Origin of the sequence: Marinobacter sp. LV10R520-4 (genome assembly GCF_002563815.1) — a bacterium.
Lineage (GTDB): Bacteria > Pseudomonadota > Gammaproteobacteria > Pseudomonadales > Oleiphilaceae > Marinobacter.
Genome location: NZ_PDJM01000001.1, coordinates 3,728,720 through 3,749,622, shown reverse-complemented (window position 1 = coordinate 3,749,622; position 20,903 = coordinate 3,728,720). Strand labels below are relative to the sequence as shown.

The following is a 20,903-nucleotide window of genomic DNA, read 5'->3' as shown; positions in this document are numbered from 1 at the left end:
ACCGGGCTGAGATAATCGAAGCAGGCATTAGATATTAGAAAACAGGCATCAACGTGCGCCAGGAGCCATCAATGAGTGAGCCGTGTTTGAAGTCCCTGCCGCAGGTTCTGTCTGGGCCGATTCTCAGGCACACAAGGGTTAACAGGCTGGTTCTCTGGATGGTGGGGTCCTGCTCCTTGACCCTGAGAATGCGGCTGTATCTGCCGGGTTCAGCCGAGCCTTGGTTTGATCGGGTACTGACCGACAGAGACGTCACCAGACTGAGATTCGGAACCTCTGCCTACCTGCACCTGATTGATCTTGAGTTAGACGATTCACTGCCGGAAAATACCCGCATCGGATACGACCTGGGCATGTCTGATGAGTTGGGGCATGACAGTGATAACGCTGACGAATTGTGGATCAAAGACTGGGCGCCACACCTTTGCCTGCCGGGCGCCAGTTGGCCCGATTTCGTGATTAAAGAGAGATTAGACCGGCTGGCCCACGGCTCATGCCGGCGGCCTCATTCCGCCGCCGCCGACGGGCTTGTACGGGTAGACCAATCGCTGTTAGACGCTCAGTATGCTGTTGAAAAACGGCCAGCCCTGCTATTGATGACCGGCGACCAGATCTACGCCGACGATGTTGCTGGCCCTATGCTTCGAGCCATACACAGCCTGATTGACCGCCTCGGCCTTTACGAGGAGGCACTCACTGAAAGCTGTGTCAGTGACAGTAAGACGCTGCGGCAGAATCCGGATACCTACTTTCACCGGGAAAAGTTGCTGCCGGATGTCAGCAGCAACCAGGCGCTGACAAAACGTTTCTTCGGGGGCGCCAAAAAACCAGTATTTACCACCGCCAATGCCCACAATCACCTGATCTCCCTGAACGAAGTCATGGCCATGTATCTGTTGGTTTGGTCGCCGGTGTGTTGGCGCCTGGTGACCATAAAACCTCCGGTATTAAGCGCGAAGGACGCAGCCACCTATCAAGGGCAACAGGCTGCGATTGACGACTTTGTGGCTGGATTACCACGGGCTTCACGGGCGCTGGCGCATCTTCCGACCTACATGATTTTCGATGATCACGACGTTACCGACGACTGGAACCTGTCTGCTTTGTGGGAGACCACTACCTACGAACACCCGTTTTCCAGGCGCATTGTTGGCAACGCCTTGATTGCCTACTTGCTCTGCCAGGGCTGGGGCAACGACCCCGACGCCTTCGCTGACGCGATGCCATCCATTCAGGCGCTGACGGCGTCGGCAGAGCAGGGCGCTTACTTCGATCAGGCCCGGCAAGATACGCTTGTTGATAGTCTGCTGCGGTTTGAGCACTGGCATTACACTTTGCAAACCTCGCCCAAAATCGTGGTGCTGGATACCCGCACTCGCCGCTGGCGCAGCGAACTGAATGCGGCCAGGCCCTCTGGCTTGCTCAATTGGGAAGCATTGAGCGACCTCCAGCAGGATATCATCGGCGAGAAGGCGGTGATTGTTGTTTCGCCGGCCCCCATGTTCGGCGTCAAACTGATTGAAGCCATTCAGAGTGCGTTCACCTTCGTGGGCAAACCCCTGATTGTAGATGCCGAAAACTGGATGGCCCACCGGGGTGCCGCCAACGTGCTGCTGAACATCTTTGGCCATTCCCGTACCCCCGAAACCTTCGTGATACTGTCTGGCGACGTTCATTATTCGTTTGTCAACGATGTGCGCCTTCGACACAGACCAGACCGGCCCAGAATCTGGCAGATCACCAGCAGTGGTATCAAGAACGAATTCCCGCACTCGCTCATGGAGTGGATGGACCGGATGAATCGCTGGCTGTATGCACCGCGGTCGCCACTTAACTGGTTTACAAAACGGCGGCGTATGCGAGTAACGCCAAGAATGCCCGAAGGCCGTAGCGCCGGGGAACGGTTGTGGAACAATGCGGGTATCGGAATCGTGGAACTTAACGAGGAGGGGGAACCGACTGCCATAAAACAACTGAATTCGAGCTCTGGCGGAACCCGCTTTCTAAAAGCAGAAAGTGATCATTGAAATGCATGATAAGGCTAGCAGAATACATTTTAGAAGACTGAAAATATGCCTGGTTTCCCAACGGGAAACCAGGCATATTAAGCCGAATCTCTAAACGTAGAAGTCCAGATCTTCCTGGGCTTTCAGCAGGTCCCGCATCTTGATGGGATCATCACCTGCGAAAAAGATCAGACCCCAATGAGTTCCGAAAGCTGACCGATCAGGAACGGTCTCTTCTGTAGGTGCGACCAATTCGTGAGACTCGAAGTAGGGATGTTCAATTGTCTCCTTGGGCATCTCCAGCTTGCTGACCACACGGCGCCTTGGGTACACGCCGAAGCAACCTGCGTAGCATTTTGCATCGACCACTTCCCGTGGGAAAAAGGCATCTACTTCTTCTTGGGTGCTCTTGGGATCAAACACCAACATTGAGGCTTGGTAAGCGCTGAATCCGTAAGCTCGCTCTATCAGCTCGAACGCCTTGAAGCCGGGCGGACGGTAAGCAACCTCGCCAAAGTACATTTCGCCGTCAGCCGTTACGAAGTATTCGGGGTGAATCAAGCCGAACTGGATGTCGAAGGTTTTCACCAGCAACTCGATCTGCTTGGTGATCGCGTTGCGCCAGCTTTCCAGTTGCTCGGTAGCAGGAACAAACACCGAGTAGCCGAGGGTTACGTATTCGGAAATATTCAGGAACTTGATTTTCCCGTCGTGAATCCAAGCTTCTACGGCAAACTCCCAGCCATCAAGGTGACTTTCCATCAGCAGGGGATATTCTTCCGCCGGAATGTTGTCGATTTCTTCAACCTTGCGGATCATCCTGTGACCAAGGCACCCGGCCTTGTCGAATGCCTTGACGTGAATGGGGTCGTCCGGGTCACCGTCAAGCTTTAGCAGCGTCTGGTTGACGCGCTTCATGAAGCGAACGATGTCTTCTTTATCGTGTGCTTCCTCAAAGATCCCGACGCGAATGCCGCCCAGTTGAGCGCGGCGCTTCATCAGAGATTTGTCGCGGAACAAAATGGACTGTCCGAACATCCGCGGGCTGTTAAGCAAGACAGAGTTAATAGCACCAGACCATTCGACGGTCTCTTCGAACAGCGGTATTGCCACGTCAACGCCTTCCGCCTGAAGCCTTTTTGCAATCTCCAGCGACCGATCATTCAAGCGGAGAAAATCCCATGCAATGAAAGGAATCTTGTTTGCCGTACAAAAATCAGCAGCCCAATCTGGTGCAATTACGATGTAGCGGCGGTCGAACTTTTGCGCGGCCTTGATTGCATTAACACTCCAGCCAAGCAGGGCAATGTAGCCTTTGTTCGGGTCTTTGGGAGTTTCGGTACCTTTAACCGAGTCCATTTTCGGGTCGAGCCAGGCTGCTACTTCTTTGGTTAACCCATTCTCAGATGTCATTGACATTCGACGTGCTCCTTAATGATGTGCCTAAAAACTGCGCTGGATCTGGAGCGCAAAACGGAAACCGAGCCGTTAAATAATTTCGTTTATGGAGGAGGTTGAGTGGCCTTAATTTAGGCGAGATACTTAAGCTGAAGACGTTCTCAACGTGCGGCTATAAAAGGTCACTGTTTGCAATCCTCAATCGCAATATAGACGCTATAGTTAAAAATTGAAACGAAAGCGCCGGAATCAATTGCTTCCTTAGCGCCATAAGAGCATCTTTGGGCGAGCCCAAATAGCCCATTGAGCAGGCAAGGATAACGTTGTGACTCTTACCAATTTTGACCGAAATACCAACGCGTTAGTGGCAAGTTTTGACGAGGCGCTGGAACAGTTGGCGCTCGCCCGTCAGGCCGACCGAATGGCCTCTAACCGAGAGGTGCTGGCAGCGGCACTTTACGTGATGGAGGCGCCCGGTGGGCTTGATGCGTTGTACACCCGAGTACCGGAAATGGAGACCAATGGCGTATTTACCAACGGTGACTGGGGTAAGCCGGCCATTCTGAGACCCGCTATTGCCGTACGCACGTTACGCCTGGGAACGCCAGACTACACATCTATCGAAGCCTTGAGCGAGCTTCGCCTGCTTGCTGTGGCTATGGGTGATTATCGTCATCGCGGAATTTCGGCAGAGCAGGCCAAGCGCTTTCTGACCCAGGTGACGGCGTTGAATCTGGACCTGTTGTCTGGCCAGATGAGCGAAGCCGATCGGGAACGGCCCCAGGGGCTGGGGCAGATCGTCAATTCTCTCTATCAGTATTTGCTCAGCAGGCTCGGCTACGAGAGCATTCTCGACAGCCTGGTGGATGAAGTGCGTCGATTGTTATCCCAGCGCCCGATACAGACAGAAAGCATCAAGCAGATGGTCGGCCAAATTGCCAAATGCCTGTTTGATCCTGACATAGAGACCGAAGGGATGGACAAGGCCGCGCGCCTTGTCCGTGCGTTGTTCGGCCCGGCTAAAGGCTGCCGTGATGACCCGGGTTTTGCGGTTTACAGCGAGCGTTTGGCCGCCATGGACGAGTCAGCTCTGTGGGAAGAGGCACAGGGCTTTGCCAGGGCAATGCATGAGACGGGCATGGTTTCTCCTTACCATCCCATAATGTTGCGCCACCTGCGTGCGCACCACAATGATCTGATACCTTTGGCACTGGGGCTGAGCATCACCGGTAACGATGTTTTGCAATGCTACCGTCAAATTGTCCTGGAACTAATCGACCAGGTTGTCCACCCGGAAACCTGCCAGGCAGTGTACGGCCTAGCCATGTTTCTTGAGCGTGGTGGCCTGTTCACGCCTCCTGTAGCCTCGGGCCTTTGGCGCCAACTTGAACTGAAACTTTGCCCGGCAGCAGCCGAGGCCCTGAGCGACGCTTTTGGTGATACCCACCCGCCAAGGGTGTATTTACTCGCCGGTGTATTGAGCCTTCTAGGGCAACCGCTGGGTGTGGGCCAGGGCAATAACCCGACGTGTCAGTCGGTCATCGGCCTGTCCATGTGGGCCTTCAACGACGCCGATTTTCTGTTGCAGTTGGTCGCCTGGGCGGCCCGCGATGACGACGTCATCATGCGTTTTGAAGGTCAGCAAATTACCTCACAACACCTGGAAGCAGGCCTGGCGAAAGAACTTCCAACCGATGTGGATCCGGTCTCTTTGATTCTTGTACCCCATCTTGACCGTATTTATGCCGAGATGGGACGCTTGTGTGGCGAGCGCGATGATGACCTTCACCGCTGGATAAATCCCGAAATGTACGGTTGGTGGGTCGGGCATGGATTCCTCAGTGTCATCAGTCGGGAAACAGGGAAAATCCAAGACTATCAGAACTTTATACGCCACTTTTATGCCTGCTATCACCCGTACTACAACGGCAATATCCCCGTCATTCATCCGCAACCGGCGGGTATCGCAGTCACCGACAGTGGAGGGCGCCTCGTTGGACGCCATGCCATAACCATCATCCGCGTAAGCCTTGATCGCCACGGCGAGATGCGCCTCTACTTTTATAACCCCAATAATGACAGCGGTCAGGATTGGGGGCAGGGTATTAACTGCTCGACCCAGAGCCATGGTGAACGGTACGGCGAAGCATCGCTGCCGTTCGCTGAATTTGCGTCACGGTTGTGCGTATTTCATTACGATTCGAGGGAACTGGGGGACATATCCGTTGTACCTGAAGCAGACGTCGCACGCGCTACAGAACTCGGCCACGCGAGTTGGGCGGCCGGTTATGAGTAAAACACAGCTTCTCTTCCGTTAGGGAGAAGCTGCAGAAACGACGTCCGTTGTCATCAGTAGCCTTCGACTCAGTGCTGTAAAATCTGATTCAGGAATTGCTGGGTCCGCGCTTCTTTGGGATTCGAGAAAAACGCCTCAGGCGGTGCCAACTCCACAATTTCGCCCTGGTCCATGAAGATCACCCGGTCTGCGACGGTTTTAGCAAAACCCATCTCGTGGGTGACACAGATCATGGTCATGCCACTGCCGGCCAGTTCAATCATAACGTCCGGCACTTCTTTGATCATCTCCGGGTCCAGGTGGTGTTGCGGGATAGAATATCGATTTCACCAGATTGTAACGCGGTGAAGCATTCTTTCGCTGTAAGTGGTGTGAATCGGGTTTTGTCGGCACTACCAAAGACTGCAGCTGCTACGGCACGACAGGTGTCAACGTCAAGGCCAGTCCAGCTGCCTTTCTCGTCGGGCTGGGAGAAACCCGGCAAACCAGAGGTTACGCCGCACTGCACATGGCCCCGTGATTGAACGTCATCTAAGGTTGCTGCCTGCAAACTTCCTGTCATTAAGGTGCCGGCGAGGGTCGTTGCAACGGCGACCAGTGAGAGTTGTTTTTTCATTATTATTCGTCTCCAAAGTTTCGTTAGGTACACAGCCACTGCGTTAACGCAAAGCATAAGCCAACTTTTCTAACATTATGATTATTATCGAAATAGTATTTTATTCCTAAAAATGGCCGCTCATCTTTGCGTATGTCAGGCACAAAAAACGCAGCTTATTGGTGCGCTCAAGCTGGGCTTTGGTGCATTGGCTGCGTATTTCAACCTTAGAAGTAGGGTGTACATTTAACGAAGAACTTCGTTGTTATTAGTGGACATTTATTTCCGATCGCTGGGCCTGCATCACGTTTCTGCGTATTTCATTGAATAGAACAGACTGAGCAGGGCAGTAGTAAATTGGTTCAGAAAATTATTTTCATTGAACTCTCGCCAATGTTCCAATCAAAGACGGCGCATCTTGAATCTTTCAGGCGGAGGCAACTCGTGGATCTCTTTGGCAGAACTAAGCAGCAATTACCGTTTGAGATACCGCAAGGCAGTGGGTACGAAACAAACTGGAATAACACACTTCAGGGTTACCGGATTTCCGTACCTAACGGCGAAATGCTCTATGCAGAAACGTTTTTTGACTCAAGAATCAGCAACAGAACCGTCGAATATTTCCAGGAGAATGCCAATTGCGATTGGAGAAGCAATGCATGGAACGATTTGGTTCGCGAAGACCTCTCGCCAATCGACTTTAAAAACATCAAATGGAAACAGGACTTCATTAAGTTTTATGGCAAGGTCATCCGGCTGCCCAGGCTAACGTCGTGGTACGGCGACAGGGGCAAGTGCTACACATATTCCGGAATCACTTCAGCGCCCAACGAGTGGAACACAGGCCTGCTGTATCTGAAAGGTGAAATTGAAAAATGGGCGGGCGTCAATTTCAACAGCGTTTTGCTTAATTGGTATAGAGATGGTGACGACCATATGGGCTGGCATTCCGACGATGAAAGAGAACTTGGAAGAAATCCTGTCATTGCGTCCGCAAATTTCGGAGAAACTCGTGATTTTGTCGTCAGAAGAAAGGATGATAAAATGAAAAAGATCGTGTTTCCGTTAGCGCACGGAACTGTGCTCGTAATGCAGGGAGAATTGCAGCATTACTGGGAGCATTCGGTTCCGAAGCGAAAGAGAGCAAACGGCTCAAGATTCAACCTTACGTTTCGTTCAATTCGATGAGGGTGGTTCTACAGCCATCAACTGCAAATTCAAGCACTGCTAATTACCGTGTTTAACATAATATACATTATGCGCAGTACGAGATTATAGGAAGGAATTGTTTATTCGAGAGTCGGCAGTGCAGGATCACTGCATTGAAGCATCTTGTTCCCACTGGCACACTTTTCAGGAGTACCTCATAACTATGCGTTATTTCGTCGCCGTCTCAATACTCCTGCTCGCAGGATGCGCATCTACGGGTAAAGTGCCCCGGACTATCTTGAGCTGCTGGTCGATTCAGACAAACAACATCTGGACGTGAGGTCTCAATCGCTTATCGGGTTCTACGATCTGGGAGTGAATCGGCGCAGGGTCGAGTTACTCAGGAGCCGTCTTATAGAACGCGGCATTGCCATCAACTGATGCCGATAACGTGAAGCCAGACCGAATCCGGGGAAAGGCGTCAAAGGTTGCGAGTAAACCGCCCTGCAAAGCCCATCATACAATGTCCAATATTTAGGAGTATTGGACAAAAATGGCGCTTCCCTATATCCTTTAAAAAACCAACTGGTGGACGACCACACAAAGTACTAAATTTTCAACACAAAGTACTTAGTTTCCACGCAAGTACTTAATCTGGCGTACTACCCGTCTAACTACATGATTCTTGAGGCAGCAGGAATAACATGTAAGATGACGGATCCAGTAGAATCGTCATGGTCCCAAATTCGGATCTGAGCCTGTTCACGGGTCGATAGCAATCGTATTTGTCGAGCCATTACTGCTGAATGAAGTGAGACCAGTTCATGTGATAGCGCTACTGTAATATTGCGGCAGCCGGCGCTAATCCAGTAGTGACCATTATTCCCTTCCAGATAACGCTCACCCCAGGTGTCATCCGTCAATGCGACGTCGCTCGCCGACGGCCACGGATCGGGGCGATCTCGGCGGTGGCGCGGGTTGACATACTTCCTTCGAATTAGGTTAGCCGCTGACTGGCCGTTTGACCAGAAACCCGATCCGCGACTCGTTGTCATTTCCCGGCTTCTGTTAAGGAAGCGTTGCAGTTCATTCCGGCCCAGTTGAAGGTGCTGGAATACAGGCAAAAGGAAGATAGTGATTCTCTTATCGTGTGTGACCCTCAAACAAGTGATGGCTTGCTAGTGGCTGTGGCTCCTTCAGCAAGGGCAAAAATCGAGCAAGCTCCGAAAAGCCAAGGAATTACTGCCAGCCCGTTCGGGGAAATGGTGGCGCAGCCTGGTGGTACAGACGGCAACCTTCTTTGTCTGGAGTGACTGAACTCCTTTCATAGCTTGGTGGTTATCCCGCTGGAAGTCTGTCCGGCGGTTTCATTCAGCGGAGGGTAATCCCACCAAGGGCTCGCGCGAGCTCGATCATCGGCGCCGGATAGACGCCCAGAAATATCACCAACCCCGCTACAGTAAGCACAACCAGCCCCCCTGCCCGCGAGCCCCAGTCATCGGACGCATCGCGACGGTGCATTCCCGGTTCGGCCATAAACAACGTGATGGTGACCCTCAGGTAGTAGTAAAGCCCGATGGCACTGCCAAGTATGATGCCACCTACCAGCCACCAGCGTTGAGCCTCCACGCCCAGAGCGATGAGATAGAACTTGCCGATGAAGCCGACGGTTGCCGGAATGCCCGCCAATGACAGCATAGCCACGGTCAGTACGGCGGTCAGATAAGGGCGCCGCCAGAACAGGCCGCGATAGTGGTGCAGCGCTGCTGCATCTTCGCCGCTGATCGTGCTCGAAATCAGAATGACCACGCCAAACGCCGCCAGAGTGCTCAACACGTAGGTGATCAGGTAGACCCCTCCCGTTTCCGCCGCCAGGCCGTCCGCGACCACCAGCACGATCAGCAGGTAGCCGAAGTGCGCAATCGACGAATAGCCAAGAATGCGTTTGAGGTTAGATTGAGTCAACGCCAGCAGGTTGCCGATTAACATGCTGGCAAGTGCCAGCCCGGTAAACACCGCGCGCAACCAGTCACCCTGGGCAACCGGCGTCGACAGCATCAGCCGCAGCAGCAACGCGAATACCGCCACCTTGCTGGCAGTGGCCAGAAAGGTGGCCGCCGGCCCCGGCCCGCCCTCGTAGACGTCCGGGGTCCATAGATGAAAGGGCACTACCGAAAGCTTGAAGCCCAACCCAACGAGCATCAGGCCAACGCCCGCCAGGCCCCAGACACCGGTGTGCGAATCAAGGCTGGCCATCAAAACGTCGATCCGTAACTCACCGGTTTGTGCATAGAGCAGCGCCATACCGAACAGCAAAAATGCGCTGGCGGCGGCAGAAAGAATCAGGTATTTAATACCGGCTTCAAGGGAACGCGGCTCATGGTAAGCGTAGGCCAGCATTCCGTAGAGCGGCATTGATAACAGCTCCAGGCCGATGAACAGGCTGGCCAGGTGCCGACTCGCCACCAGTACCAGCCCTCCTGCTGCCGCGCACAGCAGCAGAACATAGAATTCTTCGCGGGCGCCGTGAAAAGACTCAAGATAACCATGAGCCAGAATCGCGCAAACCAGGGTCGACGCCAGTATCAAGATCCCGGCTAATAGCGCCAGACCATCAAAATCGAGCAGTGGCGTGTGTACCGGAATCACCCGCCAGGCAAACACCTGAGCGATCAAAGCCAGCGCCAGGCCCAGCACGCTGGCGGCAACCGTTACGGCGTGCTCGCGACGCCACGCGATGCCAAGCATCACCGCAATCGCCGTTGCGGCGACCAAAATTATTGGCAGATAGGCGATAAGAACAGCAACGGGCATCAGCGGGCCTCCGGCATTAGCGTAATGGCCGCACCCGGCCCGGCATCGACGCCCCGCTCAGGGGCGCCCGAGATCTCGAACACCCGCTGCACCTCGCCCATGGCGGCTTCGGTGGTATCGAGCAGCGGCTGGGGGTAGATGCCAAGCCATATCAGCAGCACGACAATGCTCAGCATCATGGCAAATTCGCGGGCATCAAGCCCCTTCAATGGCGTGTCGCTGCGAGGCGGGCCATAGTGCACGCGCTGCATCAGGATCAGCGAATAGATTGCGGCCAGCACCAGGCCAAAGCTTGCGATCACAACCACCCACGGTGCCGTGGCAAAGGTACCGAACAGCACCATAAATTCGCCGACGAAATTGGCGGTGAGCGGTATACCTAGCGAAGCGGCAATAAAGAACAGCCAGAACCCAGGCAGGCTCCCCAGCCGCCCCCACAGACCGCCCATCTTATCCATTTCACGAGTATGCAGGCGCTCGTATAGCTGTCCGCTGAGAACAAAGAGCCCCGCTGCGGAAAAGGCGTGAGCCAGCATCAGTACTATCACACCCTGTAAAGCCAATAGAGAGCCGGAATAGATGCCAATCAGTACGAACCCCATGTGGGCGATACTGGTATAGGCGATGAAGCGCTTAACGTTCTGTTGCCCACAGGCCAGCACCGCACCGTAGTATATGCCGAGCAGGCCAAGCCCCATGGCGATGGGCGCGAATGCCTGGGATGCTTCTGGAAACAGCGGCAAGGCGAAGCGCATCATGCCGTAGGCGGCGGTCTTGAGAAGTATTCCCGCCAGATCCACGCTGCCGGCGGTAGGTGCCTGAGCATGGGCGTCCGGCAGCCAACCGTGCAGTGGCACCACGGGCAGCTTGACCGCAAAGGCGATAAAAAAGCCCAACATCAACCACATGGAAAGTGTGGGCGAAAGCTTGGTCTCCAGCAGCACCTGATAGCTGAAAGAATACTCACCTGTGTTGGCATGATGAGCGAACACCAGTCCCAGGATCGAGACCAGCATCAAAAGCCCACTGGCCTGGGTATAGATAAAGAACTTGATGGCCGCGCCGATGCGAGTTTTGCCCTTCGAGCCACTATGGCCCCACAGAGCAATCAAAAAGTACATCGGCACCAGCATCAGCTCCCAGAAGAAGAAGAACAGGAACAGATCGATAGCCAGAAACACCCCGACAACGCCGGTGAGAATCCACAGCAGGTTGAGATGGAAAAACCCGATCCGGCGCACAATCTCGTTCCACGAACACAACACCGCCAGCGCGCCGAGAAAGCTGGTCAAGGCGATCAGCACCAACGACAGACCATCCATGGCAAGGTGAAAATCAATGCCAAAACGTTCAATCCAGACCACCCGGAATTCCAGAGCCCACTGGGTAGTCGAGCCATCCAGCGCCGGCAGATGGAAATCGTACTGTGCCCATAACCAAAGCGAAATCAACAGCTCGACCAGCATGGTGACAAGCGCGATCCAGCGCGTCGGCTTATCACCTAATCGCTCTATCTGCCAGCACAGGAGTCCCCCGACGAATGGGATCACAATTAACCACACCAGTATCATAAGCGTTGCATCTCCTTATCCGGGTTTTGCGCAACCGCTAGTATACTAGCGCCAGGCTCAGTAAAATCAGCGTCGCCCCGACCACCATGGTGGCAGCATAGCCGCGTAATTTGCCTGTCTGGGTTCGGGAAAGCCCTAAATGTACAACTCGCAAAGCCTGGGCAATCAGCCGGAAGAAGGCATCAAACAGATCGCCTTTCAGCAGGCGCACCAGGCCGCGATAGGGCCTTACTAACAGCCAGTCGAAAATAATGTCGAAGCCCCATGCTAGATGCCACAAGGTCCAAAGCCCGGCACCGATTCCCTGGCGAGTGATGTGTGCAAGCCAGTCGCGTTTGAAGATAAACAGCCAAGCTCCCAGGCCAAGACCAATCAACGCCGTGGCCGAAGCGACCAGCACAAGCGCGGCATGCCCCGCTTCCATGCCCTCAGCGGGGCCAGCCGGCAGCACCCCACTCAGGGGCGGCGTAATCCAGGCGCCCAACAGCGTTGAGAGCAGCGCCAGGATCACCAGTGGTAAGCCGTGGGCAAGGCCCCGCCCCGCTTTAGCCTGGCGGGCGCCATCACTTTTCATCTCACCATGGAAAATACCAATGATCAGCCGCACGGTGTACAACGAGGTCAGGAAAGCGCCAAACAGACCGGCAATCAGCAACCCTTGGCGGCCTGCCGCCAGCTCCTGCCAGAGAATCTCATCCTTGCTGTAGAACCCCGCAGTAACCAGTGGCAAGGCCACCAGGGCCGCACCGCCAACGATAAAGCCCATGTAAGCCAGCGGCAGCTTGCGCCACAACCCGCCCAGGCGTCTTATGTCCTGTTCGTGATGACAACTGATGATCACCGCGCCGGCAGACAGGAACAGCAGTGCCTTAAAGAAGGCATGGATCATCAAGTGAAACACCGCCGCGTTGAAGGCGCCAACCCCCAGCGCCAGAAACATGTAGCCGATCTGACTCATGGTGGAATAGGCCAGCACCCGTTTGATGTCGGTCTGGGCCAAGGCAGCGAAACCAGCCATCAGCAGCGTCAGGGCGCCAATCAGGCCAGTCAGATAGAGCGCAGTGGGCGCCAACTCAAACACCCCGTGCATGCGCGCGATCAAATAAACCCCGGCGGTGACCATGGTCGCGGCGTGAATTAAAGCCGACACCGGCGTGGGGCCTGCCATGGCGTCGGCAAGCCAGGTGTGCAGCGGTAGTTGGGCAGACTTGCCCACTGCTCCGCCCAGCAGTAGCAATGCCACCAACTCTACGGTTGGATCCCCCGCGCGCCACATCTGCGGTGCGAGAGAAAGGATCTCGGCAATGTTTAGGGTGCCGAGTTTAGCAAACAGCAAAAACATACCGATGGCCAGGAACACATCGCCGATGCGGGTAATGATGAAGGCTTTGAACCCTGCCCAGCCGTTGGCGTTATTCTGGTAGTAGTAGCCGATCAGCAGGTAGCTGCACATGCCGACCCCTTCCCAGCCCAGAAACAGCAGCAGCAGATTATCACCCAGTACCAGCAGCACCATGCTGAACACGAACAGGTTCATATAGGTATAAAAGCGCGTAACACCGTCATCGCCGCGCATGTACCAGGCAGCAAACAGATGAATCAGAAAGCCTACGCCGGTAATAATGCCGAGCATGGTCAGCGACAACCCGTCCAGGGCAAGACCCATGGTGGGCTGAAACTCCCCCACGACAATCCAGGTCCACAAGGTAACAATTTGAGGATGGCTGGCATTAGCCGCGTCGTTGACAAAACCCAGTACCAACAGTGCAGTGACCAGCGCAGCCAGTCCCACGCTGCCGGTTCCCACAATGGTACTGACACGGTAGCTAAATGTGCCCCGGGAAAAGGCCAGAATCAACGTTCCTGCAAGAGGCAGCAGAAACGTCAGCGGCAGCAGCAGCGTGGTCGAGGGCAGTAATGTCATTATTTCCATTATCCGCGCATCCTGCTGACCGCATCGATATCCAGGGACTTGAAGCGCTGGTGCAGCTGAATCAGCAGCGCCAGACCGACGCTGGCTTCTGCAGCCGCGAGTGTGATCACCAGCAGAAACATGACCTGGCCTTCCGGCTGCTGCCAGGCCGCGCCGGCGACGATAAAGGCAAGCCCCGCAGCGTTAAGCATGATCTCAAGGCTCATGAGTATAAAGATCATATTGCGCCTGAACATCAGGCCCGCCAGCCCCAGCGCGAACAGGATGGCCGCCAACACCAGACCATGTTCCATGGGTACGCCGCTCATGAAGCCTCCTTGCCAATTTTTGAATCCGACCTTGGCTGGCGTAAACGTCCGACATGAGAGGCCGTGACCAGCGCTGCCAGCAGCAGCAAAGCGCTGAGTTCCACTACCAGCAGCCAAGGGCCGAACAAAATCGTGCCCACCTGCTTGGCACTCAGCACATCGCCTTGAATCAGCATGCCCGCATCACCGCGCCACAGTATGTCGATCAATGTCAGCAGCAATACGGCCGCGAGCAGCGATGGCCCCAGCCACGTGCGCGGTTGCAGCCAAATGCGCTCCTGGGCGACCGCCGCCTCGCCCAGGTTAAGCATCATCACCACAAAGACGAACAGCACCATGATCGCTCCGGCGTAGACGATAATCTCAAGCGCTCCGGCGAAGGGCGCACCCAGGGCAAAGAACACCATGGCCACCGCCAGCAATGACACCACCAGATACAGCACCCCATGCACCGGGCTGGTATTGCTGATAACCCCCACAGTCGCCAGCACCGCGACCAAACCGCTCAGGTAAAATGCGTATTCCATGTTTCTCTCTCCCTTCCTCTCCTCCTTTCCACTACTCTCCAGCGAGGCGACGCTGGAGAGGCGGCTTCAGGGAAGCAGCGTGGTGACCTTGATCGGCTCGTATTCCGCCACGCCCTTACCCTTGTCTTTACCGGCGATGGCCATGCCCGCTACCTTGTAGAAATTATAGTTGTGGTCCTTGCCAGGGCCGCTAATCAACAGATCTTCCTTTTCATATACCAGCTCTTGGCGGTTGTATTCACCCATCTCGAAGTCTGGCGTTAGCTGGATCGCCGAGGTCGGGCAGGCTTCTTCACACATGCCGCAAAAAATGCAGCGTGAAAAGTTAATGCGAAAGAATTCGGGGTACCAGCGCCCATCTTCCCTTTCGCCCTTCTCCAACGAGATACAAGCCACTGGACAGGCTACGGCGCACAGATTGCAAGCCACGCAGCGCTCCTCACCGTCCGGATCCCGGGTCAGCACAATGCGCCCGCGGTAGCGCGGCGACAGATAGACCTCTTCTTCGGGATAGCTGACGGTTTCGCGCTTGCGAAAGCCGTGCATGAAAACCATGCCCAAGGTGCGCAATTGCGACCAGGTACCTTTTAAAAGTCCCTTGTACATGGCAGTTGCTCCTCGTTCTTCATCCATTCGAATGCTCCTAGCCTGGCGCAACAAGCAGTATCACCGCGCCGGTTACCAGAAGGTTGATCAGCGTCAGCGGCAGACAGACAATCCAGCCAAAGGTCATCACCCGGTCGTAACGCGGGCGGGGCAGCGCAGCTCGCACCAGAATGAACAGCATCAAAAAGACACTGGTCTTGAGTACAAACCAGACAATGGGTGGCAGCAGCGGCCCGTGCCAACCACCGAAGAACAGCGTCACCACGAGCGCCGAAATTAACAGCATGCCGACATATTCGCCGATAAAGAACATGCCGAATTTCATAGAGGAGTATTCAACGTGATAGCCGTCTGCCAACTCCTGCTCCGCTTCGGGCTGATCGAAGGGGTGACGGTGCACTACCGCGAAGCCGGCAATAAGAAAGTTACAGAAGCCCAGAAACTGGGGAATGATGTACCACATTTCCTGCTGCGCATTGACGATCTCGCGCAAGTTAAAGGTGCCGGCCATGGCAACAACGCCCATCAGTGACAGGCCCATGAAGACCTCATAGGAGATGGTCTGAGCCGAAGAGCGCATGGCGCCGATCAACGCATACTTGTTGGCGCTGGCCCAGCCTCCCAGCAGTACGGAATAGACATTGATGCCGCCCATGGCCAGGAAGAACAGCAGACCGATATTCCAGTCCGCCACGCCCCAGCCCGGCGTGATGGGGATAATCATGAACGACAGCAGCAGCGATGCCATAGCAATCGCCGGGGCCAGCACGAAGAGTGTCCGGTCGGCGAAGGGCGGTATCCAGTCTTCCTTGAAAAAGATCTTGATCATATCGGCGACCACTTGCAGGGAGCCGAAGGGGCCGACCCGGTTGGGGCCGTAACGGTCTTGCCACCAGCCCAGCAGGCGACGCTCTACCACCGTGAGGATTGCCCCCACCAGCACCGCTACCAGCAGAATGACCACTGCCTGGATCATGGCCACGGCGATATCCATCACCGTCGGGGTCAACCATTCGGGTCGCCAGTCGCCAAGGGTTATCCAGCTCATTCGCGCGCCTCCTTATAGTCGGGGCCCGAAGCCTCAAGCCTGGCCCAATCGCCGCTGCTGAATTCGCTGGATATTCCTGCCGGCAAGCTGACGATACCGCTGGGTAAACGCTGATCGCAGCGTAATGGCAGGGTAAGACACGCGGTCTCTGTTTCCAGTGTCAGCGATGCGCCCTGCTCAAACCCCCGCCGTGCCGCATCTGCGCTGGATAAACCAATGGTCGGCAGTTCCGCACGTTCTTCAATGGGCGCGGAGCGGGAGGAAGTTTCCTCGCCGCCAAACAGTCGCGGCAACACCAGCAGCTGCCAACGGTCCTGTTGCGGTTCGAAGGCCGCGGGGATATCGCTGGCATAGCGATACGCACCGGGCCGCGGTGCAACCAGGCGCACTCCGGGATCGCCGCCACGCAGATGTCCACCCACTTCATCGGTAAATTTATTCCAGGCCTGGTGCGAGTTCCAGCCCGGGGCCCAGGCGAATGGCACTTCTTTACGAGGCCGATCGAAACCGCTGTAACCTTCCATGGAAAAGTTAAAGGGCGTATCCGGGTCCTGGGGCGTGCGCGGTTCGCTCACTGCAATGTTGGCACGCAGAGACGTTCGCCCACTGAAGCGGTGGGGGGCCCGGGCCAACTTGACGCCTTTAACTCGATAATCCGCGCTTAGAGAGCTCGCAACAATGTCCGCCAGTGCCGGATAATCCTGGGCACAGGCCTCAGTGGCCTGGTCCAGAGTAATGGTGCTGTCCTCGCCGCGAATGAGACTGGTACGTAGGGCGTGTAGCCAGCGCCAACTTTGGTGAATGCGGGACTCCGGGCGCATATAGCTCGTATCGAAGACCTGGTAGAACCGTTGGGCCCGGCCCTCCAGATTCACCAGCGTGCCGTCCGCCTCGGTGAAACTGGCGGCGGCCAAGCCAAGCCTGGCTCGCTGCCAGGTGCGGGTACGCTGGTGATCGAGCACGACCAACGCGGTTGCCGTATTTAATGCGGCGTCAACCCGCGCTTCCGGCAGCCGGACGTACAGGTCGTTTTCCAATACCACGAGGGCATCTGCCCGGCCTTCGACGATTTCATCCAGGGCCCACTCCAGTGGACGACCGCCCAGCATGGTAAGGCCTGTACTGTTGGCTTCCCTACGAATGAGCATAAGGCCGGCGCGTTTGGTGCGCCGCGACAGTGCCCGGGCAATGCTGCCCGCCGCATCGAGTACCTGGGTGGACTCCAATGAGCCACCGCTGATTACCAGTGGTCTCTCCGCCGCTATCAACTGTTTGGCCACCGTCTGCGCCGCCGCTGCCAGAGCCGCATCGAGCCCCGGCACCGCAGGTGCGTTACCGTCGATAATATGAGCAATGGCGAAGCCTAAGCGGGCGATGTCCGCAGGCGCTAACTGCCAGCTACCGGCACTGATCTCGTCGAGTTCGGTGGCGCTGGGGTAGGCGATGAACAGTGGGTGTCGGTTGTCCTGGGCGAGGATCTTGACCGCTTCGGCGTTCCAGATTGGGATGCCACGTTCTTCCGCCAAAGCATCGCGCCGGGCCAGCACTGCCTGGCGCAATGACAATGCCAGACGTGCCGCGCTGTGCATCAGGTCCTCGCCAAGCACCAACACTGCGTCGTGGGCCTCCACCTCCCGCACTGTGGGAATCGGCAAGCCGCAAGAGCTCTCCAGTTCCGCCATGCGCTCAAGACAAGCCTGCTCAGCGGCGGCGACACCACTAGAGAAGTTGTCCCGGCCGACTAACTTGATCAGCTGATGATTGCTTTCCAGGCTGGCCCGTGGCGAACCTATGCCAATCACCCGTTTGGCGTTGCGCAGCAGATCAGCGCCGCGATCCAGAGCCGGGTCCACTTCCAGGATGACTATCTCTTCGGCGCGCTCGCCATGATCATCACTCCTGCGCTCACTACGCCCCTCTCTCCTCCACTCTGGCTGGCGCGGCCGGTCGGTGCGATTGACGTAGCCGTAGCCGAAACGTCCACGATCGCACAGGAAATAACGATTGAGATCACCGTGATAGCGGTTCTCGATGCGGCGAATCTCGCCGTAGCGTTCTCCCGGGCTGATATTGCAGCCCACCGCGCACTGATGGCAGACGCTGGGCGCGAATTGCATATCCCACTTGCGAACGTAGCGGTCCGAGTGGGTCTGGTCAGTGAACACGCCGGTGGGGCAGACTTCGGTCAGGTTGCCGGCAAACGGACTCTCCAGAACGCCTTCCTGATGGCGCCCGAAATACAAGTTGTTGTTCGAGCCGAAGACGCCGAGATCTGTGCCGCCGGCGTAGTCGTTGTAGAAGCGCACGCAGCGATAGCAGTTGATACAGCGATTCATCTCATGGGCAACAAACGGCCCCAGGTACTGGTTGCGGTGGGTGCGCTTGCGAAAACTGTAGCTGCGCCGGCTGTGGCCGGTCATCACCGTCACGTCTTGCAGATGACAGTGGCCGCCTTCTTCGCAGACCGGACAATCGTGAGGGTGATAGGTCATCAACCACTCCACCACCTCCGACCGGAATGTCTTGGCTTCCTCGTCGGCGATGGAGATCCAGCTATTGTCTGTAGAAGGCGTCATGCACGACATCACCAGTTTGCCCTGGGTGTCGTCCTTGTCCTTGTACTGCTTGACCGCGCACTGACGACAGGCACCAATGCTGTCCATGGCCGGGTGCCAGCAGAAATACGGAATGTCCAGCCCCAAAGACAGGCAGGCGTGCAGCAGATTATCCGCGCCGTCTACTTCGTAGGCTTTGCCGTCCACGTGAATCGTCGCCATCAGCTCACCCCTTCCAGCGATGTACTAGCGATGCCAGCCTCAAATTCTGCCCGGAAGAGTTTGAGGGCCGATTCCAGCGGCATCATTGCCCCCGGCGCATGGGCGCAGAAAGTACGCGGAGAATTCAGCCCTAAGGTGTGCTGCTCGAGGATCTCGATATACTCTGGCTTGCCTTCACCTCTCTCCAGGGCCTGCAGTATTTTTACTGTCCAGGGCAGGCCATCGCGACAGGGAGTGCACCAGCCGCAGGACTCCCGGGCAAAGAATTGTTCGAGGTTGCGGAGCAGCGAAACAATACTCTGGCGCTCACTGACCACGGCTATCACGCTGGTGCCCAGACGGCTGCCGTATTGGCCGATCGTATCGAAGTCCATGGGCAAATCGAGATGTTCCGGCAACAGAAAACCGGTGCTACCGCCACCGGGCAGCCAGGCTTTGAGGGTGTGGCCCTGGCGCATGCCACCGGCGCGTTCGAGAATCTCCCGGCCGCTGGTGCCAATGGGCAGCTCCCAGAGCCCCGGGCGTTCAACTAACCCGGAGACGCCATACAGCTTGGTGCCACCATCCCCACTGAGCCCGCCGGATAGTCCTTGATACCAGTCTGCACCGTGCTGCATAACGCTAGGCACATTGCACAGAGTCTCCACGTTGTTAACCACCGTGGGTTTGCCCCAGGCGCCAGATTGGCCGGGAAACGGCGGCTTGGCCCGGGGGTTAGCGCGCTTGCCTTCCAGGGAATTGATCAGTGCGGTTTCTTCACCGCAGATGTAGCGCCCGGCACCTGTGTGTAAGGCGATATCGAAATCGAAGCCGCTGCCGGCGATGTCGCTTCCCAGCAGGCCGGCCTGCCGTGCCTCTTCGATGGCCAGGGCCACGGAGCGCGCCGCCTCCACGTATTCGCCGCGCAGGAAAATATAGCCATAACAAGAGCGGTTGGCATAGCCCGCGATGATCATGCTTTCAATCAGCAGGTGCGGCAGCTGTTCCAGCAGCAGGCGATCTTTGAAGGTACCCGGCTCCATCTCGTCGGCATTACAGATCAGGTAGCCACGGGGCAGATGATCTCCTACCTGTGTCAGGCCCCACTTGACCCCGGCGGAGAAACCACCGCCGCCCCGGCCACGCACATTGGCCTGTTTCATGGTGTCGATTATGTCAGCAGGTGTGCGCTGTGTCAGGGTTTGTCTTGCGCTCTGATAACCCTCCTTCGCACAATATTCCGCGAACCCGACCCGGGCGCCGTCCTCGCGTAGTCGCCAGGTCAACGGGTGTGTCTCAGCGTGGCGCTCCTCGGCACTCTGGCGCAGCTGGCAGTGATAGCGCAGCCGTGAATCTTTCGGTATCACCGTCATGGATAGGCCTCCAGAAGTTCATCCAGGTCGTCTGCTTCGATGGGGCCGAAAGTGTCATCGCCAATCATCATCGCAGGGCCGCGATCGCAGGCTCCCAGGCAGCACACCGGCAGCAGAGTAAAGCGGCCATCTCCCGTAGTCTGGCCGAAGCCTATGCCGAGACGCTCACTCAAAACCTCGCTCAACGCTTCATAGCCGGTGAGGAAGCATGAGCTGCTATCGCACAGCAGGATCACGTGACGCCCCACCGGCTCGCGAAAGATCAGGCTGTAGAAGGTAGCAACGCCCTCCACTGCTCCGGCACCGATGCCGAGGGTTTCGGCGATGGCGACAATGGCTCCATCTGGCACCCAGCCGTGGCGCTTTTGCACGATCTTCAGTGCTTCGATGCAGGCTGCCTGAGGCTGCTCGTAATGGTCGCGTTCGGTGAGCATGGCTCGGCGGTCGTCCTCGTGCAGCTCAAAGCCATCGGTTGCGATGAGGTCTGTGGCTGTGCTCAAAGGTATAAATGTTTGCGGCATGA

16 protein-coding genes and 2 pseudogenes are annotated in these 20,903 nt (G+C 56.3%); 5 read left to right on the top strand and 13 right to left on the bottom strand.

What is annotated here, in order from left to right:
* The first annotated feature begins 71 nt into the window (after window positions 1–71).
* Window positions 72–2,027 (top strand): alkaline phosphatase D family protein, encoded by a 1,956-nt coding sequence (locus tag ATG98_RS18095; protein ID WP_098424037.1) that lies wholly within the window; start codon window positions 72–74, stop codon window positions 2,025–2,027.
* Between the two features lie 90 nt (window positions 2,028–2,117).
* Here the strand turns inward: ATG98_RS18095 and ATG98_RS18090 are convergent, their stop codons facing one another.
* Window positions 2,118–3,425 carry an ATP-grasp domain-containing protein gene (locus ATG98_RS18090; protein ID WP_098424036.1) on the bottom strand — a complete coding sequence of 436 codons (1,308 nt, stop codon included), beginning with the start codon at window positions 3,423–3,425 and terminating at the stop codon, window positions 2,118–2,120.
* A gap of 304 nt (window positions 3,426–3,729) precedes the next feature.
* Between ATG98_RS18090 and ATG98_RS18085 the strand changes: the two genes are divergently transcribed.
* Complete coding sequence (locus ATG98_RS18085; RefSeq protein WP_098424035.1) at window positions 3,730–5,700, top strand: hypothetical protein; 1,971 nt, start codon at window positions 3,730–3,732, stop codon at window positions 5,698–5,700.
* 68 nt (window positions 5,701–5,768) lie between these two features.
* Here the strand turns inward: ATG98_RS18085 and ATG98_RS18080 are convergent.
* Together ATG98_RS18080 and ATG98_RS18075 are read right to left on the bottom strand one after the other, a co-directional pair.
* Window positions 5,769–6,011, bottom strand: a pseudogene (locus tag ATG98_RS18080) (amino acid ABC transporter ATP-binding protein); the annotation flags it as partial.
* Window positions 5,993–6,316: pseudogene (locus ATG98_RS18075) on the bottom strand (transporter substrate-binding domain-containing protein); the annotation flags it as partial. The pseudogenes ATG98_RS18075 and ATG98_RS18080, both read right to left, overlap by 19 nt.
* A 423-nt stretch (window positions 6,317–6,739) precedes the next feature.
* On the opposite strand from ATG98_RS18075, the gene ATG98_RS18070 reads away from it, so the two are divergent.
* The 3 genes from ATG98_RS18070 (at window position 6,740) to ATG98_RS18060 (ending at window position 8,757) form a co-directional block, all read left to right on the top strand.
* Window positions 6,740–7,483 carry an alpha-ketoglutarate-dependent dioxygenase AlkB family protein gene (locus ATG98_RS18070; protein WP_218925895.1) on the top strand — a complete coding sequence of 248 codons (744 nt, stop codon included), beginning with the start codon at window positions 6,740–6,742 and terminating at the stop codon, window positions 7,481–7,483.
* Between the two features lie 297 nt (window positions 7,484–7,780).
* Window positions 7,781–7,885, top strand: coding sequence for a DUF1499 domain-containing protein (locus tag ATG98_RS18065; protein WP_267283851.1), 105 nt, complete (start codon window positions 7,781–7,783; stop codon window positions 7,883–7,885).
* A 638-nt stretch (window positions 7,886–8,523) separates the two neighbouring features.
* Window positions 8,524–8,757, top strand: a complete 234-nt coding sequence (locus tag ATG98_RS18060; RefSeq protein ID WP_098424034.1) for a hypothetical protein — start codon at window positions 8,524–8,526, stop codon at window positions 8,755–8,757.
* Between the two features lie 58 nt (window positions 8,758–8,815).
* Here the strand turns inward: ATG98_RS18060 and nuoN are convergent, their stop codons facing one another.
* The 10 genes from nuoN to nuoE form a co-directional block, all read right to left on the bottom strand.
* The gene (gene nuoN, locus ATG98_RS18055) at window positions 8,816–10,258 is read right to left on the bottom strand and encodes an NADH-quinone oxidoreductase subunit NuoN (protein ID WP_098424033.1); all 1,443 of its coding nucleotides are present in this window, start codon (window positions 10,256–10,258) and stop codon (window positions 8,816–8,818) included.
* Window positions 10,258–11,829, bottom strand: coding sequence for an NADH-quinone oxidoreductase subunit M (gene nuoM, locus ATG98_RS18050; protein WP_098424032.1), 1,572 nt, complete (start codon window positions 11,827–11,829; stop codon window positions 10,258–10,260). Before nuoM ends, nuoN begins: the two co-directional genes overlap by 1 nt.
* 37 nt (window positions 11,830–11,866) lie before the next feature.
* A complete protein-coding gene (gene nuoL, locus ATG98_RS18045) occupies window positions 11,867–13,762 on the bottom strand; it encodes an NADH-quinone oxidoreductase subunit L (RefSeq protein ID WP_098424031.1) in 1,896 nt (631 codons plus the stop codon).
* Window positions 13,762–14,070, bottom strand: coding sequence for an NADH-quinone oxidoreductase subunit NuoK (nuoK, locus tag ATG98_RS18040; protein WP_098418398.1), 309 nt, complete (start codon window positions 14,068–14,070; stop codon window positions 13,762–13,764). Before nuoK ends, nuoL begins: the two co-directional genes overlap by 1 nt.
* Window positions 14,067–14,597, bottom strand: a complete 531-nt coding sequence (gene nuoJ / locus ATG98_RS18035) for an NADH-quinone oxidoreductase subunit J (protein WP_098424030.1) — start codon at window positions 14,595–14,597, stop codon at window positions 14,067–14,069. The genes nuoK and nuoJ overlap by 4 nt, the downstream gene beginning before the upstream one ends.
* 66 nt (window positions 14,598–14,663) lie before the next feature.
* Complete coding sequence (gene nuoI / locus ATG98_RS18030; protein WP_098418396.1) at window positions 14,664–15,203, bottom strand: NADH-quinone oxidoreductase subunit NuoI; 540 nt, start codon at window positions 15,201–15,203, stop codon at window positions 14,664–14,666.
* A gap of 37 nt (window positions 15,204–15,240) precedes the next feature.
* Window positions 15,241–16,251 (bottom strand): NADH-quinone oxidoreductase subunit NuoH, encoded by a 1,011-nt coding sequence (nuoH, locus tag ATG98_RS18025; protein WP_098424029.1) that lies wholly within the window; start codon window positions 16,249–16,251, stop codon window positions 15,241–15,243.
* Window positions 16,248–19,028 (bottom strand): NADH-quinone oxidoreductase subunit NuoG, encoded by a 2,781-nt coding sequence (nuoG, locus tag ATG98_RS18020; RefSeq protein WP_098424028.1) that lies wholly within the window; start codon window positions 19,026–19,028, stop codon window positions 16,248–16,250. Before nuoG ends, nuoH begins: the two co-directional genes overlap by 4 nt.
* Window positions 19,028–20,380, bottom strand: a complete 1,353-nt coding sequence (locus tag ATG98_RS18015; protein ID WP_098424027.1) for an NADH-ubiquinone oxidoreductase-F iron-sulfur binding region domain-containing protein — start codon at window positions 20,378–20,380, stop codon at window positions 19,028–19,030. Before ATG98_RS18015 ends, nuoG begins: the two co-directional genes overlap by 1 nt.
* Window positions 20,377–20,901 carry an NADH-quinone oxidoreductase subunit NuoE gene (gene nuoE / locus ATG98_RS18010; RefSeq protein ID WP_098424026.1) on the bottom strand — a complete coding sequence of 175 codons (525 nt, stop codon included), beginning with the start codon at window positions 20,899–20,901 and terminating at the stop codon, window positions 20,377–20,379. Before nuoE ends, ATG98_RS18015 begins: the two co-directional genes overlap by 4 nt.
* Window positions 20,902–20,903: the final 2 nt, after the last annotated feature.